Consider the following 9713-nt stretch of genomic DNA (forward strand, 5'->3'; position numbering starts at 1 on the left):
CCCTCGTGGCAAGAACCTCATGACCCACAACAGCTAACCGGACTGCGAGCGACCGGCGTTGTGGACGCAGACGACCTGGACACTGGGCCGTGCGGTCAGGAGGATCTCCAAAGTCGGCGGTGGGGGTTCAGGCGATGTCGAGGAAGGAACGGAGCTCGGCGAAGGCCGACGGCACGACGGAGTAGTGCGCCCAGCGCCCCTTCTGCTCGCGCGTGAGCAGGCCAGCGTCGACGAGCTTCTTCATGTGGTGACTCACGGTCGGCTGGCTGATGCCCAACGGCTCAGTGAGATCACAGGCGCAGACCGAATTGCAGCCCTGAGCAGCGACATGGGACAGAAGCCGGAGACGGGTCGGGTCGGAAAGCGCCTTGAGCAAGGACGCGATCCTCTCGGCCTCGACGCTGTCGACGGGCCCCGCTGAGAGCCTGCAGCACTCCTCAGGGCCGTTCATCGTCTCGAGCCCGGCAGTTGTGATCGCGGTCGTCGTGGACATGTCCCCACCTTACATTGACAGTCATCGATGTGAAGCATAGCGTTCGCATCGATATCCGTCGATGGAAGGTGTCGAAGCCCGATGAGTACGACCACCAAGGATGTGGAGCAGCCCCGCGTGATGAAGGAGATGTCCTTCCTCGATCGCTGGCTCCCGGTGTGGATCCTGGCCGCCATGGCAGTGGGTCTCCTGCTGGGACGGTTCATCCCCGGCCTGAACACCGCGCTGGAGGCGGTGAAGATCGGATCCGTGTCCCTGCCCATTGCGATCGGACTGTTGGTGATGATGTACCCGGTCCTGGCGAAGGTCCGCTACGACGAGACCCGGCGCATCGGCGCGGACCGACGCCTGCTGGTGACCTCGCTGGTGCTGAACTGGATCGTCGGCCCGGCACTCATGTTCGCCCTGGCCTGGATCTTCCTGGCCGACCTTCCGGAGTACCGCACCGGCCTGATCATCGTCGGGCTCGCACGCTGCATCGCGATGGTCCTCATCTGGAACGACCTCGCCTGCGGTGACCGAGAAGCAGCCGCGGTGCTGGTCGCGATCAACTCCGTCTTCCAGGTGATCGCCTTCGGTGCCCTGGGCTGGTTCTACCTCCAGGCGCTGCCATCCTGGCTGGGGCTGCCGACCACGTCGGCCGAGTTCTCGATCGGCGCGATCGTCCTCAGCGTGCTGATCTTCCTCGGGATCCCGCTGGTCGCAGGGTTCCTGACCCGCATCCTCGGTGAGCGAGCCAAGGGTCGGACCTGGTACGAGGAGCGGTTCCTCCCGAAGATCGGCCCCTGGGCGCTGTACGGGCTGCTGTTCACCATCGTGCTGCTGTTCGCCCTCCAGGGCGACGCGATCATCTCCGCACCGGGGGACGTGGCCCGCATCGCCCTGCCGCTGCTGGTCTACTTCGTCGTCATGTTCCTGGGGTCCTTCCTGCTCGGCCGCGCGATCGGCCTCGACTACGCGAAGTCCACGACCGTCGCGTTCACGGCCTCGGGCAACAACTTCGAGCTCGCCATCGCCGTCGCCATCGGCACCTTCGGAGTCACCTCCGGCCAGGCCCTCGCCGGCGTCGTCGGCCCGCTGATCGAAGTCCCCGTCCTCGTCGCCCTCGTCTACGTCGCCCTCGCTATGGGGCGGCGCCTGTTCCCCGGCGACACCACCGCCCCCACCCGATGACCCCACAGAAGGATCCCCTCGCCATGACCACGAAGCGCCCTTCAGTCCTGTTCGTCTGCGTGAAGAACGGCGGCAAGTCCCAGATGGCCGCCGCCCTCATGCGCCATCACGCCGGGGATGAGGTCGACGTGCATTCCGCCGGCACCCGCCCGGGCACCGCCATCAACGCCCAGTCCGCGGAGGCGATCGCCGAGGTCGGCGCGGACATGTCCTCCGCCGTCCCGCAGCCGGTCACCCCCGAGCTGCTGCGAAGCGTCGACCACGTGATCGTCATCGGCGACGAAGCCGTCATCAAACCCGTCGAGGGCATGACCGCGCCGGTCACGACCTGGCACACCGATGAGCCCTCTCAGCGCGGCATCGAAGGGATGGAGCGGATGCGCTTGGTCCGCGACGACATCGACACCCACGTCCGCAAGCTCCTGACCGACCTCACCGGCACCGCGAACTGACCGCCCCGCAGCAAGGAGACTCATCATCTTGACCACCGCAACGAACTCACATCCCATTGTCGTCATCGGCGCTGGCCCCATCGGCCTTGCCGCCGCTGCCCACCTCTCTGAGCGCGGCCTGCCGTTCCTGATCCTCGAGGCCGGGACCGCGGCAGGAGCCGCGATCGCCGAGTGGGGGCACACGCGGCTCTTCTCGCCGTGGCAGTACAGCCTCGACGCCGCCGCACAGCGTCTCCTCGAAGCTGCCGGCTGGACCGCACCCGACGCCGACGTTCTCCCGACCGGTCACGAACTGCGCGAGCATTACCTCGAACCGCTCGCGCAGCTTCCCCAGCTCGCCGAGTCGATCCGCTGCGGGGCGCGGGTCACCGCCGTCTCCCGCGCCGGCATCGACAAGACCCGCACCGCACGCCGCGAGGAGACCCCCTTCCTCGTCCGGATCCAGACCACCGACGGGCACAGCGAAGACGTGCTCGCCTCCGCGGTCATCGACGCCTCCGGCACCTGGTCCACGCCCAACCCCCTCGGACAGGCCGGGCTCCTTGCTCCCGGCGAGCAGCAGGCCCGCGCCGCGGGCCACATCACCGCGCCGCTGCCTGACGTGCAGGGCCGCGACCGTGACCGCTTCGCCGGCAAGCGAGTCATGGTGACCGGTGCCGGCCACTCAGCCGCCAATACCCTGCTGGACCTCGCAGGCCTGGAGGCCGACACCACCATCATTTGGGCCGCTCGCACCGCAGACCTCACCCGCGTCTACGGGGGCGGCGACCAGGACGAACTCGCAGCCCGAGGAGCGCTCGGCTCGCGACTGCGCCAGCTGGTCGACTCCGGACGCATCGAGGTCCTCACCTCCTTCACCATCACTCGCTTCAGAGCCGACGACACGTTGACCGTCCACGCTGTGACCCCGGACGGGGAGCGAGAAGTGAGCGTCGATGTGCTGGTGCCCGCCACCGGGTTCCGCCCTGATCTCGGAATGCTCTCCGAACTCCGCCTGGCCCTGGACCCGGCCGTCGAAGCACCGTCCCAGCTGGGGCCGCTGATCGATCCCGAGTTCCACTCCTGCGGATCCGTCGAGCCTCACGGTGAGCGAGTCCTCGCCCACCCGGAGACGAACTTCTACATCGTGGGGATGAAGAGCTACGGCCGCGCCCCCACCTTCCTCATGGCCACCGGCTACGAACAGGTCCGCTCCATCGCAGCAGCCCTGGCCGGCGACCGCAAAGCAGCCGACGCAGTCCACCTCGAACTACCCGAGACCGGCGTATGCACCACCGACCTCGGCGGCAGCTGCGACGCCCCAGCCCCAGCCGGCGACGCCTGCTGCAGCAGCCCGCAACTGATCGAGCTCTCCGTCGTCCGATGAGCAAACAGCGGGACGGCACGACGTTCTGTGCCACCCCGCTGGGGTATACCCGCCTGGACGCCGCCCAGCCCGGCGCGCTCGGCTCGAATACCTGGAACTGCAATGCATCCAGGAGCACCGCCTCCAGATCCCCCTCGCACTCGGCCAGACGCATCCCCAGGTCCGTGCGGTGGGCGATCACCCGTCGCGGGTCTTCCGGGGAAGGTCCGGCCTGCCAGGCCACCACCGTGAGCACCTCCCCGGTCACGTCGGCGTCGAGGAGACGCGCGTGAGTCTCACGACTGAAGTACCTCTGGACCAGCGCGGACATCACCCGGCGCACCTCAGGCGTGGACGGCAACTCTGAGGGCGGCAGGGCATCCGGTGCAGTCATCGCCCCAGGGTAGGAACGAGTCCTCGTACCCGGATAGCCCCCCTGGGGACAGCTGCGCCCTGGCGCCGGCCCCTTGCGGTTGCAGGCTCACTCACACCAGAACGGCGCCGGGCGGACTTCACACGCCTCTCGCTCCACCAGGCCGATCCCTCCCACCAGGACAGGCCAGGCGGCCAGCACCAACAGAGCAACCACCGCGGCCGTCCAGCCTCACCGAGAGCGAGGGGATCTGGATCGAGCGAACCGGACGCCGCAGACGGCCGCGCATGCGACGACGAGGAGCTGCCCCACGCTGACGAGCAAGGAAGGCGCCCCCACGGGAGCGTGGCTGCCCTGGGCGAACTCCGCGACGGCGTAGGCGGCCATGAAGACGGCTATGGCCACGGGAACGATGAGCACCAGCAGCACGAGCCCCAGGACCACTTGCGCTGCGGACCGCCCCGAGACCCGGCCAGCTGGGGTGGATTCGATCATCGGGTGATCTCCGAAGCTCAAGGGCGGATGGGTTGGGCACGAGAGCCCAGCTACGAGGGCTCTACGAGTACGCCAAAAGAAACCTAGACCACGACCGATCCACCGGCGACCCCTGCCCATGAAGACTGAAGCAGCACCCACACCCAGCGCCCCGGCACAAACGGTCGTTTGTGGCGGGCGTCCGGGATGCGACGGGGCTGTGGCTTCGTTCGCTTGGTGGCGGGGTTTTTGCAGCGCTCCGTGGCGGTCTTGTTGCCGCGATCACGCAGGACTGGCTGCAGGTAGGTGTCGCGGTCTGAACCGAGAGGGGTGCGCCCGGTCGGGGCCGTTTGGATCGCTGCCGCTACGTCAGAGTCCGAAGGCTCCGCCGCTGACGAGGATCACGATGCCGAGGCCGATGAGAACGATGGGGAAGAGGATGTTCTCCCAGCGTTCGAGCACTTCGGCGATCGGGGGGCGGGTGGCGACGAACTTTGCCAGGGCCACCAGGACCGCGACGAGCGCGAGGAAGACGATGCAGTAGGCGACTACTGCGAGAGGTTCCACGCTGAGGAAGACAGGGGTGTAGACGCCGATGTTGTCGCCGCCGTTGGCAAGGGTGACGCCTGCGACTGTCCACACGCCGACCTTCTTGCCGGCAACCTTGGCCTCGTCGTCATCGTCGTCATCGTCTCCGCGCCAGGCCTGCCATGCGGCCCAGAGGCCGAGGCCCAGAGGGATGAGGCCGAAGTACGGGATGGCTGCCGGGGGCAGGAATGCTCCGGCGCCGATGGTCACCAGGACCGCGGCACCGAGGATGCCGGCGAATCCGAGGTACTGGCCGGCCAGAATGCGGGCGGTAGTGCCGCGCTGGCCTGCCCCTCGCGCGAAGAAGAGGGAGAGCACGATGATGTCGTCGATGTTGGTCGCTGCGAACAGGCCCATCGCCTGCAAGACCGAGGTGAGGCTCATGCGCCCTCCCCAGCTGCGTCGCATCCGGGAAGCGAGCAGGCGGGATCGATGCACGGGGCGTCTTCGTCCACTGCCAGGGTGGCATCGACCAGTGCCGTCAGCGCCTGCGCCAGGTGCGAATCGGCGATCTCATATCGTGTCCGACGACCCTCGGGCTCGGAGACGACGATCCCGCAATCGCGCAGGCATGCCAGGTGGTTGGACACGTTCGGGCGTGTCAGGTCCAGATCTCGGGCCAGTTCCGCCGGGTAAGCGGGATGGTCGAGCAGGGTCAAGATGATCCGGGATCGAGTGGGGTCGGCCAGTGCACGACCCAGGCGGTTCAACACGTCGAGACGCGAAGCAATAGTCAGCATGGACTGAACTATACAGCGCAAACTGAACACTCGATCACAGGCGTCAGCCCAGATCGCATGCCCGTAAGGGGATCCTTCACCGTACGTCGAGCGAGCTCAGTCCTCGACGACTGTGACTGTCGACGGTGAATGGCGGTGTTCTGACAGAGGTATTTGGCGGCCGTGGTGCGGCTGTGGGCTCAGAGGTAGCTGCAGATTTGGGCGGGATCGCACTGGGTGGGGTCGCCTTGGGAGGCGGCCTGGTAGTGCTCGGCCGCGGAGGCCCGCAGGGCGGTGAGCTCAGCGATGTGCTGGTCGAGGTCGGTGAGTTGCTGGGCGAGCTGTGCGGCTACGTGGGCGCAGGGGGCCTGCCCGGCGTCGCGGATCTGCAGGATGTTCCGGATCTCGGCCAGGCTGAGTCCGGCGGCCTTGCTTCGGCGGATGAACTGCAGGCGGGCGAGGGCCTCGGGTGGGTAGTCGCGGTACCCGTTGGGGCCGCGGTGCACCGGGGGCAGCAGCCCGTGCTGTTCGTAGAACCGTAGGGCTTTGGTGGTCATGCCGGCGGCTGCGGCCGCTTCACCGATCCGCACGGTGCGCACCTCGATCCTGGACTGGTCTGTGGCCTTCCACGGTAGAGGAAGGCTCCGGGGGCAGGGCACTGCCTGCCCCTGGAGGGGCCGGTGGTCATCCGGGTTCGGTGCGGGCGCGGTCGGTCTCGACGGCCTGCCAGGTCTTGCGCGCGGCGATGAGCACCGGGTCCCACACCGGGGAGAACGGCGGGGCGTAGGAGAGGTCGATGTTGAGCAGCTCTTCCACCGGGGTCTCGTGCCACAGCGCCACGGAGAGCACGTCGATGCGCTTGGCCGCGCCTTCTTCCCCGACGATCTGGGCGCCGAGCAGCCGTCCGGTGCCGCGTTCGGCGATGAGTTTGGTGCGGATGGGTTTGGCCCCGGGGTAGTAGCCGGCCCGGGTGGTGGAGTCGACCACGGCGGTGACGGGGTCGAAGCCGGCCGCCTGCGCTTCGACCTCGCCGAGGCCGGTGCGTCCGACTTCGATGTCGCAGATCTTGGTCACGGCGGTGCCGAGCACCCCGGGGAAGGTGGCGTAGCCGCCGCCGAGGTTGATCCCGGCGGTGCGGCCCTCCTTGTTCGCGTGGGTACCCAGCGGCAGGGCCACGTGGCGGCGGGAGACGCGGTGGAACTTCTCCACGCAGTCCCCGCCGGCCCACACCCCCTCGATGCCGGTGCGCAGCCGGCGGTCCACGGCGATCGCCCCCGTCTCGCCCAGGGGGATCCCGGCGTCGGCGGCCAGGGTGGTGTTCGGGGTCACCCCCAGGCCGAGGATCACCAGCTCGGTGGGGATGGTGGCCTGATCGGTGACCACGGCGGTGACCTTCCCGGTGTGGGTCTCGAAGCCGGTGACGGTCTCCTCCATCCGCACCTCCATCCCGTACCCTTCCATCGCGGTGGCGATGAGCGCGCCCATGTCCGGGTCCAGGCCCGGCAGTGGGGCCGGGGGGCGTCCGATCACGGTGATGTCCACGCCCCAGGCGGACAGGGCCTCGGCCAGTTCCAGGCCGATGTAGCCGGCCCCGACGACCACCGCCCGGCCCGGCCGGTCCCGCTCCAGCACCGCCCGCAGGGCCAGGCCGTCGTCGAGGGTCTGCACCCCGTGGATACCGGCCGCATCGATCCCGGGCAGTGGCGGGCGGGCCGGGGTGGCCCCGGTGGCGACCATGAGCTGATCGAAACCCTCCCAGGCCTCCCGGCCGGCGGTCAGGTCGCGCACGAGCACGGCGCGGCGGTGCAGGTCGATCTCCAGGACCTCGTGACCGGTGCGGGCGTCGATGGCGTGGTGGTCGCGGAACTGTTGCGGGGTACGGGCGATCAGCTCCGTGGTGTCGGCGACGTCCTTGCCGATGAAGTACGGGATCCCGCAGGCCGAATACGAGGTGTAGTGGCCCCGCTCGAAGGCCACGATCTCCAACTGGTCCTGGGGCAGCTGGCGGCGGGCGGCGGAGGCCGCGCTCATCCCCGCGGCGTCCCCACCGATGACGATCAACCTCTGGGCCATGACTTCCCCTTCCGTTACAGTGCCTGCTGAGTCGTCAGCTCCCGGCTGTGCTCGATGCTCGAGGCCGACCGATCCTCACGCGGCGCAGCAGGAGAGTTTGGAGACGTCGGTGCGGAAGGACTGGGCGGCGATCTTGAGGCCTTCGGCCATCGTCAGGTACGGGCACCACAGGGTGGAGACCTGATCCACCGTCATGCCCGCGGACAAGATGTAGACCCCGGCCGCGGCAAGCTCCCCGGCGTCCTTGGCCACCGCGGTGATACCCACGATCCGCCCAGTCTCGGCCTCGGCGACCATCTTCACGAACCCGCGGGTGTCACGGTTGACCAGCGCCCTGGGCACGTACTCCAGGGGCAGCACCCGGCATTCACACCGGAGGCCGGCTTCCCGGGCCTGCTGGTCGGTCATGCCCACCGCCGCGATGGCCGGGGAGGTGAAAGTGACCCGCGGCAGGTGGGTGTAGTCGATCTGCTGGCCGGTGTGGTGGAAGGCGTTCTCCACCGCGGTGACCCCGTGGGCCGAGGCCACGTAGACGTACTGGGGGTGCCCGGTCACATCCCCGGCCGCCCACACCTTCGGATTCGAGGTCGCCATCCGGGCGTCGACGAGGATCTCCCCGCGCGCCCCGGTGTCCACCCCGACCGAGCCGAGGCCCAGGTTCTCGGTGACCGGACGGCGCCCGACCGCGACCATGAGCCGGCCCGCCCGCAGGGTGTCCTGCCCGCCCGGGCCCGTGACGGTGGCCACCACCTCCCCGGTGTCCCGGTCGGGCGTCACGGAGGAGACGGTGGCCCGGGGGATCACCCGGATGCCCTCCTCGGCGAACACGCCCCTCAGGGTCCGGGAGACCTCGGGTTCCTCATGGGAGGCCAGCCGGGACCGCACGACCATGGTGACCATCGAGCCCAGGCGGGCGAAGAGTTGAGCCTGCTCCAGGCCCACGTACCCGCCACCGATGATCAGCAGCGATTCCGGCACCTCGTCCAACTCCATGGCCGTGGTCGACGTCAGATACTCCACCTGATCCAGACCCTCGATCTCCGGGACGATCGGGGTGGAGCCGGTGGCCACCAGATAGTGGGCCGCCCGCACCCGGCGGCAGGAACCGTCGGCTCCGGTGACCTCCAGCGCCGGATCCTCGGCGGTGCCGGTGAACACCGCTTCGCCGGTGGCCAGTTCCCAGCCGTAGTCGGCGATCAGATCCAGGTACTTGTCCGAGCGCATTCCCTCCACCAGCGCGTCCTTGCCGACGATTAGCCCGGGCATGTCCACCCCGGCGGCCGACGTGCTCAGACCGGGGAACCGTCCTGTGGCGTCCAGCGCCACGTGGCGGGCCTCGGCGGCGGCCAGCAGCGCCTTCGACGGCACGCACCCGGTGTTCACGCAGGTGCCCCCGACCGTGGCACGCTCGATCATCACCACTGATTTGCCGAGATTGGTGGCCCGGATCGCGGCGGCGAACGCACCACCGCCGGAACCGATGATCGCCAGGTCCACTTCGTGCGTTCCCGTCTCAGGCATGACCGGCCTCCGTAAGTCCGTGATGAAGGCCCCGACGGGCCGTCTGTGTGCGGTGCTGTGCTGTGCCCAGCCTGCACCTTCCCCTGAAGAGGAAGGTCAAGACGTCACCGCGGCAATGTCATGTGCACGACCGTATGTGCCCCAGACCCGGGGGCCCTTTCGAGGAGTCGCTGCCAGAGGCGATTGCCTGGCCGGTGGATCTCAGGAGCTGGTGGCCGGCCCGTGTGCTCAGTGACCGATCAGGAGTGACTCGCGGGCGGCTTCGACCACTTCGGGGGTGACGGTGGCCAACTGGTTGATCGTGAGGATGCGTTGGATCTGGGTGAGGAGGCGGTCGACGAGACGGAAGTTGCCGCCGGTGATCCGGGCGATGGTGGCGATCGCGACCGCCTGGGTGAACTCGTCGTCCTCGCCGGCGAGTCCGTCGGTGTGCCAGCGGCGGTTCAGGACGGCGGTGAGCTCTTCGGGGGTGAGGGGGCGGTATTCGTGGGCGAAGCCCACA

Annotated in this window: 9 protein-coding genes and 1 pseudogene; 3 read left to right on the forward strand and 7 right to left on the reverse strand. The window is 68.7% G+C overall.

Annotated elements, in window-relative coordinates:
* Window positions 1-127 precede the first annotated feature (127 nt).
* Window positions 128-493: an ArsR/SmtB family transcription factor gene (locus tag ACZ1IK_RS10775; RefSeq protein WP_049148029.1), complete on the reverse strand. Its 366-nt coding sequence runs from the start codon at window positions 491-493 to the stop codon at window positions 128-130.
* Between the two features lie 81 nt (window positions 494-574).
* Between ACZ1IK_RS10775 and arsB the strand changes: the two genes are divergently transcribed.
* The 3 genes from arsB to ACZ1IK_RS10790 are packed head-to-tail and all read left to right on the forward strand — an operon-like array spanning window position 575 to window position 3484.
* Window positions 575-1666, forward strand: a complete 1092-nt coding sequence (gene arsB, locus ACZ1IK_RS10780) for an ACR3 family arsenite efflux transporter (RefSeq protein WP_036381392.1) — start codon at window positions 575-577, stop codon at window positions 1664-1666.
* Between the two features lie 23 nt (window positions 1667-1689).
* A complete protein-coding gene (locus ACZ1IK_RS10785) occupies window positions 1690-2118 on the forward strand; it encodes an arsenate-mycothiol transferase ArsC (protein ID WP_002855764.1) in 429 nt (142 codons plus the stop codon).
* Window positions 2119-2146: 28 nt separating this feature from the next.
* Entirely contained in the window at window positions 2147-3484 is a 1338-nt protein-coding gene (locus ACZ1IK_RS10790; RefSeq protein ID WP_044658722.1) for an FAD-dependent oxidoreductase, read from the forward strand.
* Between the two features lie 1195 nt (window positions 3485-4679).
* Here ACZ1IK_RS10790 and ACZ1IK_RS10795 read toward each other — a convergent pair.
* From ACZ1IK_RS10795 to ACZ1IK_RS10820, 6 genes and pseudogenes are all read right to left on the reverse strand, one after another.
* On the reverse strand, window positions 4680-5282 hold the full coding sequence (locus ACZ1IK_RS10795; RefSeq protein WP_036341590.1) for a cadmium resistance transporter: 603 nt from the start codon (window positions 5280-5282) through the stop codon (window positions 4680-4682).
* On the reverse strand, window positions 5279-5638 hold the full coding sequence (gene cmtR, locus ACZ1IK_RS10800; protein ID WP_082067560.1) for a Cd(II)/Pb(II)-sensing metalloregulatory transcriptional regulator CmtR: 360 nt from the start codon (window positions 5636-5638) through the stop codon (window positions 5279-5281). The genes ACZ1IK_RS10795 and cmtR overlap by 4 nt, the downstream gene beginning before the upstream one ends.
* 179 nt (window positions 5639-5817) lie before the next feature.
* Entirely contained in the window at window positions 5818-6207 is a 390-nt protein-coding gene (locus ACZ1IK_RS10805; RefSeq protein ID WP_029603659.1) for a heavy metal-responsive transcriptional regulator, read from the reverse strand.
* Between the two features lie 94 nt (window positions 6208-6301).
* Window positions 6302-7690 (reverse strand): FAD-dependent oxidoreductase, encoded by a 1389-nt coding sequence (locus ACZ1IK_RS10810; protein WP_044658719.1) that lies wholly within the window; start codon window positions 7688-7690, stop codon window positions 6302-6304.
* 75 nt (window positions 7691-7765) lie between these two features.
* A complete protein-coding gene (gene merA / locus ACZ1IK_RS10815) occupies window positions 7766-9211 on the reverse strand; it encodes a mercury(II) reductase (protein ID WP_354436288.1) in 1446 nt (481 codons plus the stop codon).
* A gap of 228 nt (window positions 9212-9439) precedes the next feature.
* Window positions 9440-9713 (reverse strand): annotated as a pseudogene (locus ACZ1IK_RS10820) (AAA family ATPase); the annotation flags it as partial.

The organism is Micrococcus sp. CS26 (genome assembly GCF_055522295.1).